This window comes from Brevibacterium sp. 91QC2O2, assembly GCF_024580695.1.
GTDB lineage: Bacteria > Actinomycetota > Actinomycetes > Actinomycetales > Brevibacteriaceae > Brevibacterium > Brevibacterium moorei.
Window position 1 is genome coordinate 64,933 of record NZ_JANIJY010000002.1, and the last position, 23,978, is coordinate 88,910.

The 23,978-nt window shown below is 67.6% G+C and carries 19 protein-coding genes and 1 pseudogene; 9 read left to right on the top strand and 11 right to left on the bottom strand.

From position 1 onward, the window contains the following. Positions 1-67 precede the first annotated feature (67 nt). The 4 genes and pseudogenes from NQ036_RS02415 to NQ036_RS02430 form a co-directional block, all read right to left on the bottom strand. Positions 68-1,390, bottom strand: coding sequence for an alkyl sulfatase dimerization domain-containing protein (locus tag NQ036_RS02415; RefSeq protein WP_257048106.1), 1,323 nt, complete (start codon positions 1,388-1,390; stop codon positions 68-70). A 9-nt stretch (positions 1,391-1,399) separates the two neighbouring features. After that, positions 1,400-2,386, bottom strand: a complete 987-nt coding sequence (locus NQ036_RS02420) for a formylglycine-generating enzyme family protein (RefSeq protein ID WP_373566575.1) — start codon at positions 2,384-2,386, stop codon at positions 1,400-1,402. Continuing rightward, positions 2,383-4,737 (bottom strand): annotated as a pseudogene (locus tag NQ036_RS02425) (arylsulfatase). The gene NQ036_RS02420 and the pseudogene NQ036_RS02425 overlap by 4 nt, the downstream one beginning before the upstream one ends. A gap of 36 nt (positions 4,738-4,773) precedes the next feature. Continuing rightward, positions 4,774-6,105 (bottom strand): MFS transporter, encoded by a 1,332-nt coding sequence (locus tag NQ036_RS02430; protein ID WP_257056962.1) that lies wholly within the window; start codon positions 6,103-6,105, stop codon positions 4,774-4,776. A 96-nt stretch (positions 6,106-6,201) separates the two neighbouring features. Here NQ036_RS02430 and NQ036_RS02435 point away from each other — a divergent pair, with 96 nt between their 5' ends. Beyond that, complete coding sequence (locus NQ036_RS02435) at positions 6,202-7,098, top strand: LysR family transcriptional regulator (protein WP_257048102.1); 897 nt, start codon at positions 6,202-6,204, stop codon at positions 7,096-7,098. Between the two features lie 31 nt (positions 7,099-7,129). Then, positions 7,130-7,567, top strand: coding sequence for a hypothetical protein (locus tag NQ036_RS02440; protein ID WP_257048101.1), 438 nt, complete (start codon positions 7,130-7,132; stop codon positions 7,565-7,567). 18 nt (positions 7,568-7,585) lie between these two features. Here the strand turns inward: NQ036_RS02440 and NQ036_RS02445 are convergent, their stop codons facing one another. Then, positions 7,586-8,851 carry an MFS transporter gene (locus NQ036_RS02445; RefSeq protein WP_257048099.1) on the bottom strand — a complete coding sequence of 422 codons (1,266 nt, stop codon included), beginning with the start codon at positions 8,849-8,851 and terminating at the stop codon, positions 7,586-7,588. A 199-nt stretch (positions 8,852-9,050) separates the two neighbouring features. Between NQ036_RS02445 and NQ036_RS02450 the strand changes: the two genes are divergently transcribed. Further along, positions 9,051-9,299: an FCD domain-containing protein gene (locus NQ036_RS02450; RefSeq protein WP_257056964.1), complete on the top strand. Its 249-nt coding sequence runs from the start codon at positions 9,051-9,053 to the stop codon at positions 9,297-9,299. A gap of 110 nt (positions 9,300-9,409) precedes the next feature. On the opposite strand, the gene NQ036_RS02455 is transcribed toward NQ036_RS02450, so the two are convergent. The 6 genes from NQ036_RS02455 to NQ036_RS02480 all read right to left on the bottom strand — a co-directional run bounded on the left by NQ036_RS02455 (position 9,410) and on the right by NQ036_RS02480 (position 17,612). After that, complete coding sequence (locus tag NQ036_RS02455) at positions 9,410-10,690, bottom strand: TRAP transporter large permease (protein ID WP_257048097.1); 1,281 nt, start codon at positions 10,688-10,690, stop codon at positions 9,410-9,412. After that, positions 10,690-11,280: a TRAP transporter small permease gene (locus NQ036_RS02460; RefSeq protein WP_257048096.1), complete on the bottom strand. Its 591-nt coding sequence runs from the start codon at positions 11,278-11,280 to the stop codon at positions 10,690-10,692. The genes NQ036_RS02455 and NQ036_RS02460 overlap by 1 nt, the downstream gene beginning before the upstream one ends. Beyond that, positions 11,280-12,344, bottom strand: a complete 1,065-nt coding sequence (locus NQ036_RS02465) for a DctP family TRAP transporter solute-binding subunit (RefSeq protein ID WP_257056966.1) — start codon at positions 12,342-12,344, stop codon at positions 11,280-11,282. Before NQ036_RS02465 ends, NQ036_RS02460 begins: the two co-directional genes overlap by 1 nt. 161 nt (positions 12,345-12,505) lie before the next feature. After that, entirely contained in the window at positions 12,506-15,169 is a 2,664-nt protein-coding gene (locus NQ036_RS02470) for an altronate dehydratase family protein (RefSeq protein ID WP_257048094.1), read from the bottom strand. A gap of 9 nt (positions 15,170-15,178) precedes the next feature. Then, positions 15,179-16,237 carry an Ldh family oxidoreductase gene (locus tag NQ036_RS02475; RefSeq protein ID WP_257048093.1) on the bottom strand — a complete coding sequence of 353 codons (1,059 nt, stop codon included), beginning with the start codon at positions 16,235-16,237 and terminating at the stop codon, positions 15,179-15,181. 49 nt (positions 16,238-16,286) lie between these two features. Continuing rightward, positions 16,287-17,612: an MFS transporter gene (locus NQ036_RS02480; protein WP_257056968.1), complete on the bottom strand. Its 1,326-nt coding sequence runs from the start codon at positions 17,610-17,612 to the stop codon at positions 16,287-16,289. Between the two features lie 253 nt (positions 17,613-17,865). Between NQ036_RS02480 and NQ036_RS02485 the strand changes: the two genes are divergently transcribed. Genes NQ036_RS02485 through NQ036_RS02510 form a run of 6 tightly spaced genes read left to right on the top strand, consistent with a single transcriptional unit; the run spans position 17,866 to position 23,977 of the window. Beyond that, positions 17,866-19,230: an enolase C-terminal domain-like protein gene (locus NQ036_RS02485; RefSeq protein ID WP_257056969.1), complete on the top strand. Its 1,365-nt coding sequence runs from the start codon at positions 17,866-17,868 to the stop codon at positions 19,228-19,230. Positions 19,231-19,272: 42 nt separating this feature from the next. Further along, positions 19,273-20,634 (top strand): sugar porter family MFS transporter, encoded by a 1,362-nt coding sequence (locus NQ036_RS02490; RefSeq protein WP_257056970.1) that lies wholly within the window; start codon positions 19,273-19,275, stop codon positions 20,632-20,634. Between the two features lie 23 nt (positions 20,635-20,657). Further along, entirely contained in the window at positions 20,658-21,071 is a 414-nt protein-coding gene (locus NQ036_RS02495) for an RbsD/FucU family protein (protein WP_257056971.1), read from the top strand. Continuing rightward, entirely contained in the window at positions 21,071-22,066 is a 996-nt protein-coding gene (locus tag NQ036_RS02500) for an amidohydrolase (protein ID WP_257056972.1), read from the top strand. Before NQ036_RS02495 ends, NQ036_RS02500 begins: the two co-directional genes overlap by 1 nt. After that, positions 22,063-23,052 carry an aldo/keto reductase gene (locus NQ036_RS02505; protein WP_257056973.1) on the top strand — a complete coding sequence of 330 codons (990 nt, stop codon included), beginning with the start codon at positions 22,063-22,065 and terminating at the stop codon, positions 23,050-23,052. The genes NQ036_RS02500 and NQ036_RS02505 overlap by 4 nt, the downstream gene beginning before the upstream one ends. A 28-nt stretch (positions 23,053-23,080) precedes the next feature. Beyond that, complete coding sequence (locus tag NQ036_RS02510; RefSeq protein ID WP_257056974.1) at positions 23,081-23,977, top strand: fumarylacetoacetate hydrolase family protein; 897 nt, start codon at positions 23,081-23,083, stop codon at positions 23,975-23,977. The last annotated feature ends 1 nt before the right edge of the window (position 23,978 follow it).

Sequence of the window (23,978 nt, forward strand, 5' to 3'; positions counted from 1 at the left end):
CAGGTTGATCTTATAGACCAGGGGGTATCGGCACAACGCGGCTTGCCGGATGATCCTCCTCCCATGCTTACTCCCGCGCCTTGAGGGTGGCCACGGCGGTGAAGACGTCCACCCCGTCCAGGCGGGCCAGGGATTCGGCGGCGGCCCAGCGGTAGACGCCCTTGGACATGGTCGAGGTCGCGGCGGCCACGAGTTCCGTGAACACCGTGAGGCGCGCCTCGTCGACGGCGCGGCTCACCTCGCCCGAGGAGTCACCCGCCAGCTGCGCGAACTGCGCGGCCAAGCGGTGCTCACCGGCCTCCAACAGGGCAACTGCCCGGTCGGCCAGGGCCTGAGGTCCGCCGGACAGGGCCGCGACCTCGGCGGCCAGTTCGGCCCGCGGAGCCGGTTTGAGCCGGGCCGGGTCCCCATCCCACCAACCCCCGTAGAGCCGCCAGACATTGCGCACAATGAACTCCGGTTCGTCGTAACTGGGCTGCAAGTACCGCTTCTCACGCAGATGTTCCGGCACGGCAAAGGAACCCGCGATCGTCTCCAGGTCCGCCCCCGCATTCATCCCGTCCACCGTGTGATCGACCAAATGGGACAGGTATTCGGCGGTATCCGTCAGCGCCTGCCGGATCCGCTCGGCCCCGAAGATCGGCGCCCCATGACCCGGCAACAGGACCTCCGCGCCCAACCCTGCCATCCACTCCAGCGCCCCCGCCCACTCCCAGGCATAACGCTGCACCTTCTGCGGATTGCCGGGATTGGGCGCGGCCCAGATGAAGAAGTCACCGGTCAGCAGGATCTTCTGCTGTGGTGCCCACCCGATCGTCGCATCGTCGGTCTCACCCCGCCGATGATGCAACTGCATCTCCAGGTCCCCCAACCGCAGGCTCAAGAAGTCCGCATACTCCAGGTCCGGCGCCCGGAAGTGATCGGGGAAGGCATGTTCCGGGGAACCGAACTGCCGCCGGTTGACCCGAGTGTTGTAACCGGCCGTGCGTTCATAACGGCGGAACCGGTGGGCCACATTCTGTTGGGCCACCACCCGCGGCGGACGCGTACCGTTGACCCGGGCCTCGGCGTCGAACAACTCGACCCCGCACACATGGTCGATGTGCCCATGGGAGTACACGACGGTGTGCACGGGCTGATCCGTCAGTTCCCGAATCGCCGCATACAGGGCATCCGCGGCACGGGCCTCCCCCGCATCGAACAGCAGCAGACCCTCCGAGGTGTCGAAAATGTGGACATTGCCGAAAGCCGGCCACATCCACACTCCATCGGCCACCCGATGCGGGCCGGTCTCCTTATAGGCGGCACTGCCGGTGGCGGCCACGGGCCTGGTACCAGACCAGGCGGATTCTGCGTAGGCGAGCAGTTCTTTCGCGGGTGTCACAGTCATATGTTCCTTTCAGCGGGCGACGCGGAAGCCGATGTTCGAGGCGGATGATTCGGGGGTGTTCGACGAGCGCGCGGCGACCCGGTAGCGGTTGCAATAGGAGTCGTGGCACAAAAACGACCCACCGCGCATCACCCGCCGCTGGCCCTCGGCGGGGCCGGGTGGGTCCTGCTCGGGCGAGCGCGGATAGTAGGCGGGGTCGAAGTAGTCCGCACACCACTCCCACACATTGCCCACCGTGTTGTACAGGCCGTAGCCGTTGGGCGCATAGGCATCCGCCGGGGCGGTGCCGGTGTACCCGTCGGCTGCGGTGTTGCGGCTGGGGAATTCTCCCTGCCAGATATTGCAGGGCCAGACGCTCTCGGTCGGCGTGTCACTGGACCCCAACAGCCGGTTGCCCCAGGGGTAGCGGCGGCCGTTCAACCCGCCGCGCGCGGCGAACTCCCATTCGGCCTCGCTCGGCAGGCGGGTTGACGACCAGGCACAGTACGCCAGGGCATCGGCGTGGCTCACGTGCACCACCGGATGGTCCCAGCGGTCCTCGATATCGGAGCCGGCGCCCTCGGGTGCGGCCCAGTGGGCACCGGCCACTTCGCACCACCAGGGGATCTGCGGGTCGCGACCCAATACCTGCGACTGTGGTCCCAGCAGCAGGTGGAATACGGCCGAGGACCCGTAGTGTTCGGCGGTCGTGACATAACCGGTGGCCGCTGTGAAGGCGGCGAATTCGGTGTTCGTCACGGTCGTGGCGCCGATTGAGAAGGGGCTCAGCCGCACCGCGTGGCGTGGCGCCTCGCCGTCGGCTACGTCCCCGTCGCCGTGGGCGTCACCCATCGCGAACTCCCCACCGGGCAGGGCGAGCAGTCCCACCTGCGCCGAGGTCGCGGCAGGTGCCGCTGTCACCTCGGGCGGGACAGGCTCTTCCGCGGCCGCGGCGCCCACCGGGCGCGCGGACCCACAGCAGCAGCCGGGCTGCCCACTACCCAGAGTCCCGCTCACTGGATCGTCTCCGCGATCTGCCTGACCTTCTGAGGCGGGGTGGGAAGCGCGCCGGCGTCGGGGAAGATCTGAACGTCCACGTATTCGATGTACCCGGTGAAACCGCCCTGGGCCCTCCGGTAGCCGGAGATGATCCCGCTACCGGTATCGCAACCCACATCGGTGGTGCCGGAGAAGATGAACGGGACGGTCTTGGGCACCCGCCCGCGTGCGGCCTCGGCACCGTCGACGGTGAGCACCACGGTGCCACCGCGGCCGAACCCGGGGTCGGGATCGACCGTGAAGTCCATCCGCAACTCGTGCTCGCCCGGCGCCAGCACGGTTTCGGCTGCGACGGTGAAGATCTCGGTGGAGAAGTAATTGTGCGTATAGGCGGGCCGGCCGGCGTCCAGGTGGAACAACCAGCCGCCGAACCGGTCCCCCTGGCTCAGCAGTACCCCGTCCGCGCTTTCACCCACGGTGACGGTCGAGGTGACGGCGAAGGACTTGTTCTTGACATTGGGGATCGCCGATTCCGGGAGCCGGCGCATCCCCGGGTGCAGGCGCATCCGGGTTCGGCCGCGGGCCAGATCGGGCCGGCCGGCGATATCGGGATTGAACAGCTGCTTGCGGCGGTCGTCGAGCGGGTAGACCTTGTTCGCCACGGCCTCGCGGTCGAACAACTCTTGGAGTTCCCGCAGTTTCTCCGGCATCTCCTGCGCCAGGTCGTGGGCCTGGGTCCAGTCGTCTGGGGCGTAGAGCTCCCAGCGGTCATCGTCGAAGGCGGGCGTGTCCGCACTGGACCAGGGTGTGCCGTGCTTGGTGCAGGCCGACCAGCCGTCGGCGTAGATGCCGCGGTTGCCGAACATCTCGAAGTACTGCACCACCCCGGATTCCCGCACTGTGTCCGCGGCGAAGGTACCGGTCATGCTGGTGCCGTCGAGGCGCTGCTGGGACACTCCGGCGACCGTTTCCGGCACGGGTAGACCCAGGGCCTCGAGCACGGTCGGATAGATGTCGTTGACGTGGCGCCAGTCGTTGCGCACCCCGCCCACCTGCCCGATCCCGGCGGGCCAGTGCACGATCATCCCCACCCGGGTGCCGCCCCAGCGGGAGGCGACCTGCTTGGTCCACTGATAGGGGGTGTCCATGGCGTGTGCCCAGCCGGCCGGATAGTGGTTGAACGAGGTCTCGGAACCGATCTCGTCGAGCCGTTCGATCACCTCGTCCAGCGAATGGTGGACGCCGTTGAGCGAGGCCTTCTCGTTGATGGTGCCGTGGATCCCGCCCTCGGCACTGGCCCCGTTGTCGCCCAGGATGTAGAAGACCAGTGTGTTCTCCAGCCGGTCGATCCCTTCGAGAGCATCGAGCAGCCTGCCCACCTGGTGGTCGGTGTGTTCGGCGAAGCCGGCGTAGGCCTCCATCAGCCGGGCGGCGACCATCCGCTCCTTGTCGCTTAAGTCCGCCCAGGCGGGGATCTCCGCGTGGCGGGTAGTGAGTTCCGCGGCCTCGGGCACCACGCCCAGCGCCTGCTGGGAGTCAAGGATGCGTTCGCGTTCGGCGTCTCAGCCGGCGTCGAAGCGGCCCCGGTACTTCTCGATCCAGGATTGCGGGGCGTGGTGCGGGGCGTGGGTGGCGCCGAAGGACAGATAGCAGAAGAACGGCCTGTCCGGGGCCAGCGTGTTCTGCATCCGCACCCAGTCGATCGCGTGATCGGTGATGTCGACGCTGAAGTGGTAGTCCGGGTCGTCCGGTTTCTCCACGGGCACGGTGCCGTCGTAGAGCAGGGGGTTGTACTGGTCGGATTCCCCGTCGAGGAAACCGTAGAACCTCTCGAAGCCCTCCCCGGTCGGCCAGCGGTCGAAGGGCCCCGCCGGGGTCGATTCCCACTGTGGGGTCTGGTGCATTTTGCCGAACGCCCCGGTGGCGTAACCGTTGAGGCGTAGCACTTCCGGCAGAGTCGCCGCGGTGTTGGGCCGCACGGAGGTGTAGCCGGGGACCGAGGTGGCCATATGGGTGATGCCGGCCATATTGACCGCGTGATGGTTCCGCCCGGTCATCAGAGACTGCCGGGTGGGCGAGCACAGTGCGGTGGTGTGGAACCGGGTGTAGCGCAGGCCGGACTCGGCCAGGCGTTCGGCCGTGGGCATCCGGCAGGGCCCGCCGTAGGGCGAGCTGGCGCCGAAACCCATATCGTCGAGCAGCACGATGAGGACATTGGGTCCGGCGTGGTCACGGGCGGCCGAGCCCAGGCCGACGGTCTGCGCCCCGGCGAGGTCCCGCGAGGTGTTGACCGGGCCCCATTCATCGGCGATCGGCAGGTGCTTGCGGGCCTCGGCCGGGGCGGGCGCGATGTGTTTGAGATTGGACACGGATTGCCTTTCGCTTGTTTGTACGGTGGGTGCCGGTCAGGCCTTGACGCCCAGCTTGGCGATGGTGGCAGCGGGATGGATCAAGGGAACGCCGATGGCGGTGCAGACGGCGACCAGGACCCCGGAGACCAGGAACACGGTGCTCGCGCCCGCGGCCATGGACCCGGCCGAGGTCAGCAGTGCGCCGATCGCGGCGGGGGCGATGACGCCGGTGAAGGTGACGACCGCCGTGGTCGTGGCCTGCAGGGCGCCGCGGGATTTGACCGGGCTGTACTGGGCCAGCACCAGGAAGGTCAGCGGGAATGTCACCCCGCCGATGCCGAAGGCGATGACGAGTGCTGCCACCAGGGCGCCGCCGGTCAGGGCCGGGGCCAGGAACAGGCACAGCGCTGAGATCACCATGACCACGGCCAGGCCGCCGCCGTAGCAGGCCCGCTGGCTGCGCCCGCGGAACACCATCCGGTCCAGGACCGGCGGGATGATGAGCATGGAGGCGGCGGAGACCACCGATGGCAGGCCGGCGATGAGCGCGGCGTGGGTGAAGTCGAAGCCCTTGGCCTCCAGCAGGCTGGGCATCCAGGCGATGCCGCCGGCGACCAACCAGTAGCAGCCGATCCCGGCCAGCATCAGGCCCACCGTGGTGCGGTTGAACAGGAGTTTCCAGAAGGACACGCGGACGTCCGCCTGGGCGTCCTTGGCCACATCGCCTGAATCCGCGGCGGCCAGGGTCTCCAGCGGCCCCTCCTTGCCGATGAACAGCCAGGCCGCAGCCCAGACGACGCCGGCGATGGCCAGGACGACGAAGGCGCTGCGCCAGCCGTGGACGGCGATGAAGTATCCCAGGACCGGCGAGGCGATCGCGACGCCCAGCGCCGAACCGATCTGGGTCATCGCAGTCGGCAGGCCGCGGCTGCGGGCGGGGAACCACTTCTGCACCGCATGGACCGTCATCGGGCTGGTGGGCCCCTCGGCCGCACCCAACGAGATCCGGCTCAGGTAGAGCATCGGCAGGCTTGCGGCGAAGATGATCGGGGTCGCGGTGATCGACCACAGCAGGGCCAGGACCAGCAGGATCCAGAAGGTCGAGAAGCGCTTGGACAGCCAGCCGACGAACAGGGCGGAGAGGCTGAAGAGGAAGAAGAAACTGGAGGAGATCGCGCCGAACTGGGCGGCGCTGATCCCCAGCTCCTTCATGATAGGGGCTGCGGCCAGGCCCAGGACGGCCTTGTCGCCGAAGTTGATCATCATGAGCAATACGACCATGACGGTCACGGCCCAGGCCCTGCCCATGCTCACGGGCCTGGCCGGAGCCGGGGCGGAAGTGGTCCGGGCACGCATGGCACCGGTGGAACTCTGCACGGAAGTCATCTCAATCCTGCGTCGTTGAAGAAATTGGATAACCACAGACTAGGAGCGGACTACATATAAAACCAGTGCATATAGTTAATAGCTAGTATGTACTGAATGCATGTATCGAATCTGGACCTCAACCTCATCCGGTCCCTGCACGCCCTGCTGGAGGAACGCAGCGTCACTGCAGCGGCCGTGCGCCTGGGGATCACCCAGGGCGCCTGCTCACACGCACTTGGCCGTCTGCGCTCCGTATTCGCCGATGAACTGCTCTACCGCTCCGGGCGGGTCATGGTCTTAACCCCCGAGGCCGAACGCCTTTTGCCCATCGCTCAGGAACTCATGGGGACCGTGGAGAACCGCCTGCTGGCCGACGACTTCGACCCTGCCACGGAATCCGGGGAGTTCAATCTGCTGCTGCCCGATTTCATCAATGCGGTGACCCTGCACGACATCTACACCCGCCTGCACGAACTCGCTCCGGCGGCGACCCTGGCCCCGTCGACGCTGACAGATGCCAATATGGTCCGATTCCTCGACCGGAAGAACTTCGGCGTGGCCATGGTCCCCACCAGGCGTGTGCCCAACGGCATGTCGAGCGCACGAATCGGCACTGTGCGCTTCCGCCTCATGGCCGGCATCGACGACGCGCGCGTCCATGCAGGACTGAGCATCGAGGCGTTCGCGGCCCTGCCCAATATCGTCATCCGCAGGGCCCTCATCCACGAACTCATCGATGCCGAGCTCGCCGCCCTGGGACTGACTCTGAACACCCGGATCGTCCTGGAGACGACACCGGCACTGCACTCACTGGTAACGGGCAACAACCTAGTGGCGCTGAGCTGGCACGGCGCCCGGTCCTCGCCGCGGATCAAGGTCGTCGACCTGCCGATGGAGGACACGCTCATCGACTATTCCCTGGTGTGGCCCACTATCCTCGACGCACACCGACCCAATGTCTGGTTCCGCGACCTGGTGCGCGAGGCGATAGCCCCACACCTCTTGGAATAAGCGCCCGGATTGTTAGGGTCGGAGCATGCACGTGAGTGGACGAACGACGAAAGCCCTGGTCGTCGGCTCCGCCTATGCGGCCTCGACCATGATCCCCTTCGGACGGCTCCGCGGTCGCCGCCTGGCCCTGGCCGCGGCGGTGGGGGCCATGGGCGGAGCAGCCCTCGCCGGGACAGTGGCCTATGTGAACCCGGATAAGTCCTGGGAGAAGTCCCCCACGCCCGATTCCCCTCAAACCGAACCGTCCGGGGAACGGCCGATACCCTCCCCCGTCATCATTGCCGTGGCAGCCGGGATGGGGTCCGTCCTGGGCGCCGGAGGCACGCTGCTGACGGTCTACCTCGACCGCTGGATCGAACACGGACTGCGCCGCGCCGGGGTTCGCCGGCCACGCCCGTGGATGGTTGCCGGGGCGGGCCTCCTCGGTGTGGCACAGGAGGCGTTGGAGTCCAAGACCGCGGAGGACTAGACACCCCGGATGCAGTCCTCAGGCCAGGGTCTGGCCCTTGCGCTCGGGCAGCATGAACATGGCCAGGAACTGCACAACGTAGATGATCGGTAGGAAGGCGAGTGCCGCGCCGAAGCCCACCGAACCGGCCAGCAGCGCGATGACCACAGGGGCGAACCCGCCCAGGGCCCGGCCCACATTGAATAGCAGGTTCTGCGCCAGCGCCCGCACGTGCGTGGGATAGAGCTCTGCCAGCAGGGCCCCGTGACCGCCCAGCATGCCGTTGGCGAAGGCGCCCATGAAGAAGCCGCCCACCAGCAGTGCCGTGGGACCGGTCAGCTGGCTGTAGACCAGGATGGACACGATCGCGCCCGCCTGGAAGATCCAGAACGCCGGTCGGCGGCCCAGCTTGTCGGCCAGCACCCCGAAGATCAGGATGCCGCACAGCATCCCCGCCACGGTCACAGCGGTCCACAGCGATCCCTTGGTCACGCCCAGGCCCAGGGAGGTCGCCAGGTAGTTCGGCAGCCAGGTGATGATGCCGAAGTACCCGAAGTTCTGCACGGTCGTCAGGATGATCATCGCAATGGTGATCCGGGTGGTGCGCGCGTCCTTGAACAGTTCCCCCACCTGGTGGGCGAACGACGCCCCGCCCAGCTCTCCGGCGGCCTTGGCCTGGGTGAAGTGCTCCGGCTCATCGACCCCGCGGCGGATGAAGAAGGCCGCGATCGCCGGCAGGATGCCGATGACGAAGAGGGCCCGCCAGCCCCACAGGGCGATGACCGGACCGGATGCGATGGCGGCGACGAACACGCCCAGCTGGAAGCCCACCCCGACCCAGGAGGTGCCGCGGGCCCGCTGGTGGCTGGCCACGGCCTCGGCGGCCAGGGCCATGCCGATGCCGAACTCACCGCCGATCCCGATCCCGGCGACGAATCGGTAGGCGGCCATGTCCCAGTAGCCCTGGGCAACGGCGGACAGGCCGGTGAACACGGCGAACAGCAGGACCGTCCAGGTCAGCACCTTGACCCGGCCCAGGCGATCGGCCAGGGCGCCGAACACCACGCCGCCGACCACCGCGCCCAGCAGGGTGATGGTCGACAGGGAACCGGCCTGGACGTCGGTCAGGCCGAAGGAGGCGATGATGCCGGAGAGCGCGAAGCTCAGGATCATCAGGTCGAATCCGTCGAGGCCATAGCCGACGGCCGCGGCGACGATGGCCTTGCGCTGGTACTTCGGATCGTGCACGATGGGTGTGCTCGCCGGGGGCCGGGCTTCGGTGGCGGCGGGTTCGGGCGTGGGCATGCGGGGGCCTTTCACGGTCGGAATGCGGAAATGGGCTCAGCCGCCGGAGGGCTGGCTCGTACGCACCCCACCGGATGAGGGCCACCGACTATTATGCACCCGCCGGGCCCGTACGTGTCGGGCCCCGCCTCATCCGTAGGCCAGCGTGCGCGCGTCCCGCGCGTTCGTGCGGATGCGGTAGATGCTGGTCGAGGCGCAGATGTACAGCGTCGTCCCGTCCGCCCCGCCGAAGCAGCAGTTGGCCACCTTCTCCGGCACCGGAATCGGCGCGCTGACCAATCGGATGCGCCAAAGCGCCCACAGCGGGCCCGATGACGTCAGGGAGGCGGTCATCGAGCACGAGGCGATCCTGCGTGCGCTGCGCGCCGGGGATACGGCGACCGCGATGGCTGCCATCGCCGCCCATATCGACAATGTCAGGGACCGTTCGATCGCCAGCATCCGCTGAGCCGGGGCGTGGGGCCCCGCGCGGAGCCCAGAACATACGGAAACCTGCAGGCCATACGCGTATACGCGTATGGCCTGCAGGTTTCCGTATGGGATGTGCTCAGCTCGGCCCTACCCCAGTCCCAGCGTCCCGGGCAGCCACAGGCTGATCATCGGGATGAAGGAGATCAGGCACAGGGTCACGAGCATCGGGATGAAGAACGGCACGGCGCCCTTGATCACGGTCGTCACCGGATACTTCGTGACCGATGACAGCACGAACAGCACCAGCCCCACCGGCGGGGTCAGCAGACCGATCATCAGGTTGAAGATCATCATGGTGCCGAAGTGGATCGGGCTCAGGCCGAAGGCCTCGGCCACCGGGACCAGCACCGGCGCCAGGATCAGGATCGCCGAGGTCGGTTCGAGTACCGCGCCCACGATCAGCAGCAGGATATTGGCCAGAATCAGGAACACCAGGGGCCGGTCGGTGATCCCCAGGATCACATCGGCGGCCAGCTGCGGGGCCTGCTCACGGGCCAGGACCCAGCCGAACAGGCCGGCCGCCGCGACGATCAGCAGGGTGCCGCCGGCGGTCTCCACCGTGGTCACCAGGGCGTGCTTGAGGTTCTTCCAGCTCAGGTTCCGGTAGCAGATCGCCAGGACCGCCACATAGGCCACGCCGATCGCGCTGGCCTCGGTCGGGGTGAAGATGCCAGAGAGGATGCCGCCGAGGATCACCACGGCCGCACCGGCCGGCGGAATGGCCTTGAGCGCCTTCTTACCGCGCTCGCCCCAGCTCGCCTTGTCCAGACGCAGATCGTTGCGCTTGCGCATCATGAACCACACGGTGATGCACAGCAGCACGACCAGGATCAGCGCCGGGATGATACCGGAGGCGAACAGCGATCCGACGGACACGCCGGCGGTAACCGCGAAGATGATCGCGGGGATCGACGGCGGCAGCATCGGGGCGATGAGCGAGGAGGCGCCGGTGATGCCCAGGGAGAACTCCTTGGGGTAACCGCGGCGCACCATCGCCGGCACCTGGATCCGGCCCATCGCAGCGGCGTCGGAGATCGCGGCCCCGGAGATCCAGGAGAAGCCGAAACTGGTGAAGATGTTGACATAGCCCAGGGAACCGCGGACGTGGCCGATGGCCGAGACCGCGAAGTCGTAGAGCTTATCGGTGGCCCCGGAGATGTTCGCCAGATTGCCCAGCAGGATGAACATCGGAACGGCCAGGATCGCGAAGTCGAACACCCCCGAGGTGCTCTGCTGGGCGGCGATCGCCAGCGTCGCCGTTGGGTCGAACAGGATGTAGAGCAGGGACGGCACCAACAGGGCGACGGCCACGGGCACGCGCAGTGCCAGGAGGACCAGCAGGCCCACGATCATCCATAAGAGCGTCATCAGATGCCCTCCATTCCGGCGGCCTTGTCGGCGGGGTCGGGTTCGTCGTCGGGGTACCGCAGCTGCAGATACAGGGCGATGAGGGTGTGGAACAGGACGCCCACGAAGCCCACCAGCGCAGCGGCGTAAAGCAACCCGGTGGGCAGGCCGGTGGCGGGCAGGGTGACGGTGTGCACGATGTCGATGAGCATGATGCCGCCGATCGCGATGACCACGGAGGTCGCTGCGACGATGATGTCGGCGATGACCGAGATCACCTGCGCCACCCGCTTGGGCACCACGGTGGCGATGAGGTCCACGGTGATGTGGGCGCGCCGCGATGATACGAAGGCCGCGGCCAGGAAGGTTAGCCAGACCAGGAACAGGCGGGCCGATTCCTCGGTCCACGACAGCGGGGAGTTGAACACATAGCGGGTCACGACCTGGGTGATGACGAGGACGAACAGTCCCACCAGCAGGATGCTGGTGATGAAGCGCTCGATGTTGATCAGCCAGCGGTAGACCGCCGAACGCCGTTCGATGTGATCCTGCGGGAATTCCAGGTCATCTGCGACCGGCTCCGTGGGCGTGGGTACGGTGGACTCACTCATCACTTCTCACCGCCCTGCGATGCCTTGCCGGCGGGCATACCCGCGACCTCTTTCTGGATGTCCAGGTAGAGCTGCTGATAGGGCGTCTTGGGCAGCATCTGGTCCTTGATGCGGTCGCGGAAACCGTCCACGTCCACATCCTCGACGACCTTGATCGTGTCATCGGACTTCCAGTTGGCCAGGATGTCGCGTTCTTCGTCCTTGACGCACTGCAGGTTGGCCTGACGGGCCGAATCCGCCGCGTGCATCACGGCGTCCCGGTCGGACGGCTCCAACCCGTCGAGGAAGTGGTCGCTGGTGACCAGCTGGATGCCCTGGACGATGTGCCCGGTCAGGCTGATGGTCGACTGCACTTCCTCGAACTTGTTCGAGGACACCGTCGGGATGGGGTTCTCCTCCGCGTCGATCGCGTGCTGTTGCAGGGCCAGGTAGACCTCGGTCAGGGCCATCGGCGTGGCGGTCCCGCCGAAGGCGTTGATCATCTGCAGGTACAGCGGAGCATCGGGGGTCCGGATCTTCAGGCCCTTGAAGTCGTCGGGGTTGCGCACCGGCTTGTTGGCCGTGACATGGCGCGCCCCGTAGTACCAGGAGCTGAAGACGTGCAGGCCGGTTTCGGCGGCCATATCGTCGTAGACCTTCTCCAGGGTCTTGCCGCGGGTGCCCTGATCGTACTCGTCCGCGCTCGTGAACAGATAGGGCGCATCGACCACTGCCGAATCCGGGTACCAGACTCCGAAGAAGGCACCGGAGGAGATGCCGATGTCCAGGGCCCCGGTGGCGACCTGTTCGACGATCTCGGCCTCGGTGCCCAGCTGGGACGAGGGGTAGACCTGCAGATCGATGCCCTTGGTCGCCAGTTCCTTCTTCATAGTGGCGGTGCCGCAGCGATTGGACGGATGTTTGGACTCGTAGACATTGGCCAGCCGGATCACCTTGGCGTCCGGATCCGGTGCGTCCTTGGCGAAGCCGCTGATGTCCACCGGGTCCATCAAGCCGCAACCGGACAATGTCAGTGCGAGCGCGCTCAGGCAGGCGGCGGCAGCCGTTGCCAGTCGTCGTCTCATATCGTTCTCCCTCGAACGGTAAGTGGGGGTCCATTCCCCCAAAGCTCTCCTATAGGAATGCTGAACAACCTATATGAATGTGATGTGCATTGCAAGAGTCATCCCATGTTTCGGATCCATATGAATCCGATGGATCCACATGGATCCGAAACACGGGATACTCACATCGAGATACCCAGGGCCCCGCGGGTGAGTTGGAAGCCCACATCGGCCCGCGGCGGGGTCTGCGAGGCGAACTCACCGGCCAGTGCCGCGGCCAGGACCGACTGCACACTCGGCCGGGCTCCGCCACCGCCGAGCACCACGTCGAGCCCGGCGACGGGCTGATCCCCCACTTGTACGGTGGGGATGAAGCGGTGCGGCTGCCAGGGCCGGCCCGCGGTGAACACGAGCAGCGCCAGAGCACCGGATGCGCCCATCCCGGTGGCGGCCTCGAGCCAGTCCCCGGTGCCCAGCTCCATCACGTGTAGTCCGGGCTCTGACACCACGGCGGCATAGGCCAGAGTCGGCGCCACCGGGCCGGTGCCCGGGATGCCGAAGGCCGTGCGGAATCGCGGATCGGCCAGCAGCGGATCTCCCTGGGCCACCAATACGGAGCCGCCCTGGGCCAACAGTCCGCGGATCACCTCGATCGCCTCGGCCACGAGTCCGTCAGCGGCCCCCCGGCCGGTGGCAATCCCGACGACGGGACCGTCCAGACGGCCGGCGGCCGGGGCCCCCGCATCGTCCCGGTCGCCCAACAGGCCGCGCACGTGCGCGGTGGCTGCCGCGATTCCGCCGTCACCCTGGATGCTCGCCCAGCCAAAGGCCCCGGCGTCCACCCCGCGTTCGGCCAGGGCCGAATGGAAGTAGTCGTTGTGCGTCTTCTCGCAGCCGTGTTCCAAGAACACGCAGCTGCCCACATAGGGGTGCGTCGCATAGCCGATCAGGGTATCGCGGAAGATCTCCTCGGCACTGCCACTGGACACCCCGCAGCCCTCGGTGTGTGGCAGGGCGATCACCGGCAGTCCGGCGCCGCCCTGCCCGTGACCCGGGGCACTCTCGCCGTGGGCGATCTGCTCGGCCACCTGGCCCGAACACAGACTGGTGGGCAGCACCAGGTCCACCCTGGCTGCTACCGGCGCGCCGTCCCCGAGGTCCCCACCCGCGGCCGCCGCCGCGACCAGCGGATGCCCCGCCGGCCTGGCCGAGGCCACCGGCCGGTCGCTCCAGGACCGCCAGATCTGAGTCTGCGACTGGCCAGAGGCCTCGCCCTTGGACCGGACTCCCCCGGCCGTGGCCAGGGCCAGTTCGAACAGCTCCTCCCCGCAGACGGACAGGGGCAGCCCGTCGAGCATCCGGCCGGCGTTGAAGTCCATATCGGACTCCAGCTTGGTGAAGCGCTCGGTCGTCGTGACCACCTTGAGGGTGGGCACGAAGGGGAAGTTCGTGATCGAGCCGTTGCCGGTGGTGAAGATGATGAGATTGCAACCGGCGGCCACCTGGCCCGCGATGGACTCCAGGTCATTGCCGGGTGAGTCCATAAAGCAGTAGCCGGGAGCCGTCATCGGCTCGCCGTAGTCGATCACGTAGTCGATCGCCAGCCTGGGGTCCTTCTTGCGTGAGGCACCCAGGGACTTCAGCGTGATGTTGTACAGGCCGCGGTAGATATTGCCGCCGGACACATTGCCCTCGGCGGTGTGGCCATGGGCCGCCGCATAGTCCTTGAAGCGCTGCTGAACGCTTAAGAACCTGTCCGTCACACCGGCATCGGCAACCCGGGCCAGGGTGTGGACCTCGGAGCCGATCAGCTCATCGGTCTCGGCCAGGTTCGCAGCGCCCCCGTGGTCGACCAGACGGAACATCGCATCGCCTAGGACCTGATTGGCGCTCGCCCCGGAGAAGGCGTCGGAGCCACCGCACTGCAGACCCACCCGCAGGGCCGACAGCGGCGCGGGCGTCCGGCGCTGGGCCACGACCCGCGGCGCCACCGTCTCGGCCACCCGCACGATGGACTCGACCGCCTCGTCCCCGGCGTCGGCGGCCAGGCAGAAGCGCACCGCGTACTCCTGCGGATCCGCATACACCTGTGTCAGGGCGGCCAGCACCTCGGCATTGCTCACCGCATTGTCCGGATCGCCCACGAACACCGCAGCGCCCACATTCGGATTGACCGCGAAGCCGGCCAGGGTGCGCAGCAGCAGGTCCTTGTTCGCCGGTGCCGTGGCCCCGCCGGCCTCGGTGTGGACCACGGGGACCACCCCGTCGAAGTCCGCGGTGGCGGGGTAGAGCTCGGACAGTCGTGCGGCGGCGGCGAACACAGCGGCCCGCGAGCGCGAGGTGACCCCGATGATCGCCAGGTGGTTCCGCGTCCCCCAGCCCCGCTTGGGTCCCCGGTGGTACCCGGGGAACGTGCGCTCATCTGCCCGGGTGGGCACATTGGGCCCGTATGCCGGGTGCTCCGGCAGGGTCCGATCGGCCACGGTGTCGCGGTCGCGGAAGGTCACGGGCAGGTCAGCGGGGAACTCGCCGGGATGGCGCGCCAGCAGCACGCCGTGCATCTTCTCATTGCACACATAGTCCCCCGGCGCTAGATCGGCCAGGGCGTGGCCGAAGGGCATCCCCCAGGATGTCAGCGCCTCGCCGCGCGCAATCGGGCGCGCGCACACGCGGTGGCCCTGCAGGATCGGGTGGGTGAGCACGCGCTCCACCCCGTCGATGCGCAGGACGGTCCCGGCGTCCAGGCGCCGCGGCACGATGGCGACGTTGTCCTCGGGTGTGGGCAGGATGTACTGGGGCGTCTTCGCCCCTACGGCCCCGTGGGGTCCGGCGGTCTCCAGGGTCATGGCGGCACCCTACCCCACCGCGGTCAGCGCGGCGGCGTCCACGTCCAGCTCGGCGGCCAGGGCGCGCAGATCGGCGACCAGGGCGTCGCCCAGTTCCACCGCGACCGCATACTCCCGCTGCAGCGTGTATTCCTTCTCCCCTGGTACCAGGAGCGTGTCCCTGGTCCCGTCGGCGGCCCGGGCGCCGGCGCCGTGGACGGCGTCCTGCAGGGCCGCGACCTTGGTTTCGACCGCACTGCGGCCGGCGAAGCGCTCGGTGTCGAAGGCGATGAGGAAGTGGCCGTTGTTCATCCGGGAGGCGGGGTTGTCCCAGATGTCCTGGGTGTCGAAGGCGTAGGTCGCGGTGTTCAGGGCCGAGGCCAGGCCCTCCAGCAGCACGGACACGCCGGATCCCTTGTGGTCGCCGAAGGGCACCAGGGCCCCGTCGATCGCGCCCTGCGGATCGGTCGTCGGATTGCCCTGGGCGTCGACCGCCCAGCCGGCGGGGATGGGCCGGCCTGCCTGCTTGGCCGCCATCACCTTGCCGAAGGCCCCGTTGGAGGTCGCCATATCGACCGTCAGCGGGTCGGTCCCCGCGCTGGGCATGGCGATGGTCAGCGGGTTGGTGCCCAGCACCGTGGACACGCCGCCGTAGGGGGCGACGGTGGGTCCCGTGGACGAGGTCAGGAAGCCCACCAGCCCGCGGGCCACCAGCTGGTCGGTCCAGAACTGCCCTGCGCCGTAGTGGCTCGAGTTCTCCACGGAGATCGCGGCGATTCCGTATTCCGCGACGGCCTGCACGGCCCAGTCCACCCCGCGCTGCATGACGACCTGGCCCAGGCCTGCGTCGCCATTGAGCGTTGCGGTGGCACCGGTGGCCCGCAGCACGGGTTCGGGGTTGGCCTTGATCCCGCCCTCACGTAGGGCGGAGACGTAGAGCGGCAGGCGCAGCAGGCCGTGGGAGTTGATCCCGCGCTGGTCGGCCAGGACCAGGCTGCGGGCGGTCAGCCGGGCGTCCTCGGCCGGCACGTGCTGTGTCTGCAGGGCGGCGGCGGCGAGGTCCAGCAGTCCGGTGACATCGTATTTCATGGGATGGCTTCCTTCTATGAGTCGGTGGGGCTGTGACAGGGGCAGGACGTCAGTCCTTGTACCAGGCGCGGGTCGCGAAGGCGGTGACGGCGCCGATCACGGCGAAGCCCACGAACAACAGGGTGACGGGCCACGGCTTGTCCCCGGCGGCCGTGACGAGGGCAGCGGCGACCGCTGCGATGGGCCCGGCCAGGAAGGCGGACATCGGCTCGCGCACCAGGACCAGGCCGGACAGCCGGTGTTCGGGCTTGAACAGGCGCGAGAGCAGCACACTGTGCGAGGCGTAGCCGCTGGCCAGTGCGATGCTCAGGCCCAGCACCATGGTGGCGATGATGATGAGCTCATTGCCGGTGCCGAAGAGCCCGAAGGCGGTCAGGCCGAAGACGACGAACATCAGCATGGAGAACAGCCACACCGTGACACGGCCGACCCTGTCCGTCAGCCAGCCGAAGAAGGGCACGCCTGCGACCGCCAGGATGGAGGAGACGAGGTTCGCCGTCAGCCCGAAGCTCGCCGGCATCTCCAGGGTCTTGGTGATGTAGGACAGCATGTAGACCTGGACCAGGGTGGAGAAGGCCAGATAGGGTCCGGCGATTCCCCAGCCCACCAGGATGCGATTCCACTGCTGCTTGATGGCCTCGAGCGCGGGGACCTTCGTGACCTTGCCCTGGTCCTCGACCTGGGAGAATTCCTCGGTCTCCGTGATCCCGAAGCGGATCCAGATGCCGATGGCGATGGTGATGACGGCGAAGAAGAAGGGCAGGCGCCAGCCCCAGCTGAACAGCGCCTCCTCCGGCAGGGTGGAGACCAGGGCGAAGACGGCGGTGGCGATGACGATGCCGCCGAAGGTGCCCATGCCGGGCAGGGAGATGCGCAGGCCCAGGCCCTTCTTCCCGCCGTTCTCGGCCATCATGACCATGGTGCCGACCTGTTCGGCACCGGCCCCCATGCCCTGGACGATCCGGCAGATCGCCAGCAGCACGGGTGCCCACAGGCCCACCGACTGGTAGGTCGGCAGCATGCCGATGGCCAGTGTGGACACACCCATGATGAGCAGGGTGGCCAGCAGCATGGGCTTGCGGCCCCAGCGGTCGCCGAAGTGGCTGAACACGATGCCGCCGATCGGGCGGCCGATGTAGCCGATCGCAAAGGTCAGCAGCGCGCTGATCGTCTGCGCCGCGGGCGACTGGCTGGGGAAGAACAGCGGGCCGAAGACCACGGCCGCGGCCAGGCCGAACAGGGTGAAGTCGTAGAACTCGATGATGCTGCCGACGATGCCGGCGGCAGCGGTCCGTTTGACGTTCTTCTTCCGGTCCGCGGATGTTGCGGGTGCGGTCTGCGATCCGTCCTTGGATCGATCGAGCGCGATTGCCATCGGGCATGCTCCTTTGCACGGGTTCACGGCGGAGGCTCTGGCCGTTCCGTCATGTCACTTATCGGGCGTTCCTATAGGAACTTCAAGTAACCTATAAGACATCCGGGTTATGCGCAAGAAGACACCGGCACCGGTTGACCGGGTGAAACATCCTATGTTTGAATCAAGACATGACGGGCAGTGCCGCCAGATGTCGATTACCGTGCACTGGCCGCCGCCCGAATCAACCAGTGATCTCCACGGAAAGGCCATCATGTCCACCATCTCCGACATCGATGTCGTCGACCTGCGCTTCCCGACGTCCAAGAGCCTCGACGGCTCCGACGCCATGAACCCGGACCCTGACTACTCAGCCGCCTACCTCATCGTCCGCACCACGGACGACACCGCAGACGCCCCCGACTCAGGCCACGGCTTCGTCTTCACGATCGGGCGCGGCAATGACATCCAGACCGAGGCGATCCGCGTCATCGCCCAGACGATCAAGGGCCGCGAGGTCGAACCGATCCTCGAAGACATGGGATCTTTCTGGCGTGAACTGGTCCACGACTCCCAGATGCGCTGGCTCGGCCCGGAGAAGGGCGTAAGCCATATGGCGATCGGCGCCGTGGTCAACGCCATGTGGGACCTCAAGGCCAAGCGCGCCGGCATGCCCCTGTGGGAGCTGCTGGGCACCATGAGCGCCGAGGACCTGCTGGACCTGGTCGACCTGCGCTACCTGAGCGACTTCATGACCCGCGAGGACGCCCTGGCGATCCTCAAGCGCGGCGAAGAGGGCCGGGCCGAGCGCATCCAGTACCTCAAGGACCACGGCTACATGGCCTACACGACCAGCCCCGGCTGGTTGGGCTACTCGGATGAGAAACTGGCCCGACTGTGCCGTGAGGCCATCGCCGACGGCTTCGAGCAGATCAAGCTCAAGGTCGGCGCCGACCGCGCCGACGACATCCGCCGCCTGTCGATCGCCCGCGAGATCTGCGGTGAGGGCTTCCCCATCGCGATCGACGCGAACCAGCGCTGGGACGTCGCAGAGGCGATCTCCTGGATCAACGATCTGGCCAAGTTCGACCTGCGCTGGGTCGAGGAGCCCACCAGCCCCGACGACGTGCTGGGCCACGCCGCGATCCAGCAGGGCATCTCGCCGACCCCGGTGGCCACCGGCGAACACTGCCAGAACCGCATTCTGTTCAAGCAGTTCCTACAGGCCGATGCACTGCGCGTCATGCAGATCGACGCCTCCCGCGTGGCCGGCGTCAACGAGAACATCGTGAACCTGCTGCTGGCCGCCCATGCCGGCGTGCCCGTGTGCCCCCATGCCGGCGGCGTGGGCCTGTGCGAATTGGTCCAGCACATGTCGATGTTCGACTTCGTCGCAGTATCCGGCACCATGGAGGGCCGCTGCATCGAGTTCGTCGACCATCTGCACGAACACTTCGTCACCCCCACCGATGTGCACGCCGGGCGCTACTGGGCACCCGCGGCACCGGGCTCCGGCGCCGAGATCCTGCCCACCACCCTGCACGACTTCGCCTTCCCGTTCGGCCCGGAATGGTCCGACACCCCCGAGGGTCGTGCCGCCATCGCGGCGACCCCGGCGGGCCGGGCCGCTGCCAAGTAATCGACCGCTGAACCACCGCTCTACGAAAGAAGGCATCCAGCCTTGACTGCAACCTCGGCCCACGCCGCTGTGGACCATTCGAAGGAGCCGATCACGGGCAAGGTCGTGTTCATCGCGATCCTGGCCGGATTCTCCGGACTGCTCTACGGGTACGACTCCGGGGCCATCTCCGGAGCGCTGCCGCCGATGACCGAACAGCTGGGACTCGACGCCGGGCAGCAGGGGCTCATCACCTCGCTGCTGCTGTGGGGCGCCCTGCCCTCGATCATCGGCGCCTCGATCGCCGCGCGGCGCTTCGACCGCCGCCACCTGCTGATCGTCGCAGCCGTCATCTTCCTCGTCGGCTCGCTCGTGTTCTTCTTCGCCCCCGGCGTCGGGCTGATCGGCACAACCCGCTTCTTCCTGGGCCTGGGCGTGGGGATCGCGAACATGTTCGGCCTGATCTACCTCTCCGAGCTCTCCCCCACCCGGATCCGCGGGCTGCTCACCGGCATGTACCAGCTGGCGGTGAACCTGGGCATCCTGTGCGCCTACATCGTCGGCGACGCCTTCCAGGCATCCGGCAAGTGGGAGTGGATCCTGGGGCTGGGCGCAGTGCCCGCCATCGTCTTCCTGGTCGGCATGATCATCGCCCCGGCCAGCCCGCGCTGGCTCATCACCCGCGGCCGCCACGAGGACGCCGTCAAGGTGCTGTCCACCCTGCGCGCCACCGAGGACATCGCCAGGGCAGAGGCCGATGAGATCGCGGGCAGCCTGAGCCGCCAGACCGGCGGGATCAAGGCGCTGTTCACCTCATCGCGCAAACCGCTGATCGTCCTGTTCATCCTGACGTTCTTCCAGGTCTTCACCGGCATCAACGCCGTCGTCTACTATGCCCCGATCATCTTCGCCGAATCCGGGATGGGCGATTCGGCCGGGATGTACGCCAACTACGGCGTGGGCATCGCCCTGGTCGTGTCCACCGCGATCGCGCTGCCGATCATCGACCGGCTGGGCCGCGTGAAACTGCTGGCCATCTCCATGGCCGGCCAGACCATCGCGATGATCGCCCTGTGGCTGCTGCCCGATGCCGGCTGGTTCTCGATCGCGGCGGTGTTCGTCTACACCTTCGCCTTCGGCATCGGCATGGGGCCGGTGTTCTGGCTGCTGGTGCCCGAGGTCCTGCCCCTGTCGGTGCGCGCGATCGGCACGGGGGTCATCACCTTCACCCAGTACCTGTTCAATGCCGTCTTCTCCGCGATCTTCCCGGTCGTGCTCGCCGGGATCGGACCGTGGGTGTTCTTCATCTTCGCCGCCCTGTCCGCTCTGGCATGCTGGTATGTGCTGGCGCGGGTGCCGGAGACCAGCGGCAAGTCGCTCGAGGAGATCGAGGCGCACTGGCGCGACGCCTCGGCCACGGCCTGAGGCTTTCAGAAAGGGGAACCGATATGCTCAAGACTCCACTGCTCCACCCCGAACTGCTGGCGGCGCTGGGCCGGTGCGGCCACGGCACCCAGGTGCTTCTGGCCGACGGCAACTATCCGCACAACACCGGGGCGCCCGCCGCGGCCACGCGGATCCAGCTCAACGTCACGCCGGGGCTGCTGAGCGTCGACCAGGTGCTCGAACCCCTGGCCGCCACGGTCAACATCGAGGCCGCGACCTTCATGCTCGACGCAGCCGGCGGTAAGGCGCCGGCGGTCGACGGTTACGGCGCGCTGCTGCCCGACGTGCCGTTCACCGGTCTGGAACGCTTCGCCTTCTACGATGCCGCCCGTGATCCCAATATCGCGGTGGTCGTCGCCACCGGGGACCAGCGTCAGTACGCGAACCTGCTGCTGACCATCGGGGTCGTGGCCTGATGTTCGACGCGCACCTGCACCTGTGGGACCGGAACCGCTTCGCCTATCCGTGGATGGACGGCAATGCGGACCTACCGCAGGTCAGCGCCCCTGGGGCCCCCGGCTTCCCGGACGCGGATTTCCCCGTCGGCGCAGTGTTCGTCGAGGCAGGGGTGGCCGCGGCCCAGCGCCTGGACGAGGTCGCCTGGGTCGCGGACCTGGCCCCGGCCGCCGGTATCCGCGGGATCGTCGCGGCGGTGGACCTGCTCGACACCGCGGCGCTGGCCGGGCAGCTGGCCGCCCTGCGGGAATTCCCCCTGGTGGTGGGGGTGCGCGATAATTTCGAGGGCCTGCCCGCAGGGGTCCTGGCCGAGCGCCTGCCCGGCCTGTTGGCCGTCTTGTCGGCCGGCCTGCGGGTAGATGTGTGCATCCGCCACGAGCAGGCAGCAGAACTCGCGGGGCTGTTGGAGGCCGTGGCAGCGCAGCGCGGGGACGCCTCGGGCGTGGTGCTCGACCACATCGCCAAACCCGGCCTGGAGGACCTCGCCGGGGTGTCCGAGGCCGCCAGTGCGGCCGAGGCCGCCGCACAGCGCTCGGCGGTGCTCGCCGCGGCACGGGACGCCTGGCTGCCGGGGATCCGGCGCCTGGCCACGATCGAATCCCTGGCCGTGAAGATCTCCGGCCTGCCCGGCCAGGTACCCGGTCCCGTCACCGGCGAACTGGCCGGGCAACTGGCACAGACCTTCCTCCCACCGCTGCTGGAGGCCTTCGGACCGGACCGGGTGCTATTCGGCAGCGACCACCCGGTCTCCACCCTGGCCCACGGGCTGGACTACCGGGTCTGGTTCGGCGCGCTCCACCTCACCCTGGCCGGCATCCTTAAGGCCGATGAGCTTGAGGCGGTACTGAGCGACAACGCTCTACGGTTCTACGGCCTCGCAGACCTGCCGACAGACGAAGACCTGCCCGCAGACGACCAGGCCGGGAACACTCAGACTATGAAGGAGTCACGATGACTGTGAAGAATCCGCTGATCGGCCGACTGGCCGATCTGCACACGCTGGGCTTCGGCGGCGCTCCGATCGGCAACCTGTACAAGCAGATCACCGATGACGAGGCCCGGGCCGCCGTATCCGCCGCCTGGGACGCCGGGATCCGGTACTTCGACACTGCCCCGCACTACGGGCTGGGCCTGAGCGAGAAGCGCACCGGCGCGGTCCTGGCCGATAAGCCACGCGATGAGTACATCCTCTCAACCAAGGTCGGCAGACTGATCCGGCCCGCCGAAGAACCCAAGGAGTTTGACGACGAGGGCTTCGCGGTGCCCGGTGATATGGCGCGGGTGCGCGACTATTCGCCGGCGGGGATCGAGCGCTCCATCACCGAATCCCTGGAGCGCCTGGGCGTCGATCGGATCGACATCGCCTATATCCACGATCCAGACGAATTCTGGGTCGAAGCGCTCGAGGGCGCGGTGCCCACCCTCAACCGGCTGCGCGATGAGGGCGTGATCGGAGCCTGGGGCGCGGGAATGAACCAGGCGCAGATGCTGACCCGCTTCGTCCAGGAGACGGACATCGACGTCGTCATGCAGGCCGGGCGCTATACGCTGCTGGAGCAGGGCGGTCGCACCGACCTGCTCCCGGCCGCCGCGGCACGCGGTGTGGGCGTGGTCAATGTGGGCGTGTTCAACTCCGGCATCCTGGCCAATGAGAACCCGCTGACGCAGGCGAAGTACAACTACGAGGAAGCTCCTGCGGACATCGTGTCCAAGGCCCAGGCTCTGGCGGACCTCGCCCGTGCCCATGGGACCACGTTGCCCGCGGCGGCCGTGCAGTTCAGCCTGCGCGACCCCGCGGTGACGAATGTGACTCTGGGGATGCGCACGCCGGAACAGGTGGCGCGCGACGTCGAACTGTTCGATGCCGAAGTCCCCGAGGCCTTCTGGGCCGAAGCGGTCTCGCGTGGCCTCCTGGAACGCGACCCCGCCGACTACCGCTGACCTGAAAACACCTATATAAGGAGACGTTATGGAATTCCTGCGCATCGGCGAGAAGGGGCACGAGACCCCCGTTGTCCACGCCGGCGACAAGCACTACGACATCAGCTCCATCGGCGACATCGACGGGAAGTTCTGGGCCGAGGGCCCGGCCCGGGTCGCAGCCGCACTGGAGTCCGGTTCCCTGCCCGTTATCGACGTGGCCGGCCAGCGCATCGGAGCGCCGATCGCCGCGGCCGGCTCCGTGATCTGCATCGGCCAGAACTACGCCGAGCACGCAGCCGAGTCCGGGGACAATCCCCCGGAGTCGCCCATTATCTTCTTCAAGACCCCCAATACGGTCACCGGTCCCTACGATGCCGTTGGCATTCCGCCGCAGGCGCAGAAGTTCGACTGGGAGGTCGAACTGTGCGTGGTCATCGGCAAGCAGGTCGAGTACCTGACGAACACGGATGACGCCCTGGATGCGATCGCCGGCTACATGGTCGCCAACGACCTGTCCGAGCGCGACTACCAGCAGACCTACTCCGGTGGCCAGTGGGCCAAGGGCAAGTGCGTCAAGGACTCGATGCCGGTGGGCCCCGTGCTGGTCACCGCCGATGCCATCGACCCGCACAATCTGAACCTGTCCAGCCGCGTCAACGGCGAACCCCGGCAGGGCTCGAATACCTCGGACATGATCTTCCCGGTGGAGGAGATCGTCTACCACCTGTCCCAGTTCATGCAGCTGGAGCCCGGTGACATCATCTCCACCGGAACGCCCAAGGGCGTGGCGCTGTCGGGCAAGTTCCCGTTCCTGGCCCCGGGCGACGTCTCCGAGGTCGAGGTCGAGGGCCTGGGCGCGCAGAAGCAGGAGTACTTCCAGGTCACCGTCCCCGCCGGCGCGGGTGCTGTGACCGCTATGGATCGTCTGAAGGGAGACAAGTGAA

Excerpts from the sequence above, each read along its gene's own strand:
- NQ036_RS02415 (WP_257048106.1), bottom strand. The coding sequence starts at position 1,390 with ATGACTGTGACACCCGCGAAAGAACTGCTCGCCTACGCAGAATCCGCC.
- NQ036_RS02430 (WP_257056962.1), bottom strand. The coding sequence starts at position 6,105 with ATGACTTCCGTGCAGAGTTCCACCGGTGCCATGCGTGCCCGGACCACT.
- NQ036_RS02435 (WP_257048102.1), top strand. The coding sequence starts at position 6,202 with ATGCATGTATCGAATCTGGACCTCAACCTCATCCGGTCCCTGCACGCC.
- NQ036_RS02445 (WP_257048099.1), bottom strand. The coding sequence starts at position 8,851 with ATGCCCACGCCCGAACCCGCCGCCACCGAAGCCCGGCCCCCGGCGAGC.
- NQ036_RS02450 (WP_257056964.1), top strand. The coding sequence starts at position 9,051 with ATGTACAGCGTCGTCCCGTCCGCCCCGCCGAAGCAGCAGTTGGCCACC.
- NQ036_RS02455 (WP_257048097.1), bottom strand. The coding sequence starts at position 10,690 with ATGACGCTCTTATGGATGATCGTGGGCCTGCTGGTCCTCCTGGCACTG.
- NQ036_RS02460 (WP_257048096.1), bottom strand. The coding sequence starts at position 11,280 with ATGAGTGAGTCCACCGTACCCACGCCCACGGAGCCGGTCGCAGATGAC.
- NQ036_RS02465 (WP_257056966.1), bottom strand. The coding sequence starts at position 12,344 with ATGAGACGACGACTGGCAACGGCTGCCGCCGCCTGCCTGAGCGCGCTC.
- NQ036_RS02470 (WP_257048094.1), bottom strand. The coding sequence starts at position 15,169 with ATGACCCTGGAGACCGCCGGACCCCACGGGGCCGTAGGGGCGAAGACG.
- NQ036_RS02475 (WP_257048093.1), bottom strand. The coding sequence starts at position 16,237 with ATGAAATACGATGTCACCGGACTGCTGGACCTCGCCGCCGCCGCCCTG.
- NQ036_RS02480 (WP_257056968.1), bottom strand. The coding sequence starts at position 17,612 with ATGGCAATCGCGCTCGATCGATCCAAGGACGGATCGCAGACCGCACCC.
- NQ036_RS02485 (WP_257056969.1), top strand. The coding sequence starts at position 17,866 with ATGTCCACCATCTCCGACATCGATGTCGTCGACCTGCGCTTCCCGACG.
- NQ036_RS02495 (WP_257056971.1), top strand. The coding sequence starts at position 20,658 with ATGCTCAAGACTCCACTGCTCCACCCCGAACTGCTGGCGGCGCTGGGC.
- NQ036_RS02500 (WP_257056972.1), top strand. The coding sequence starts at position 21,071 with ATGTTCGACGCGCACCTGCACCTGTGGGACCGGAACCGCTTCGCCTAT.
- NQ036_RS02505 (WP_257056973.1), top strand. The coding sequence starts at position 22,063 with ATGACTGTGAAGAATCCGCTGATCGGCCGACTGGCCGATCTGCACACG.
- NQ036_RS02510 (WP_257056974.1), top strand. The coding sequence starts at position 23,081 with ATGGAATTCCTGCGCATCGGCGAGAAGGGGCACGAGACCCCCGTTGTC.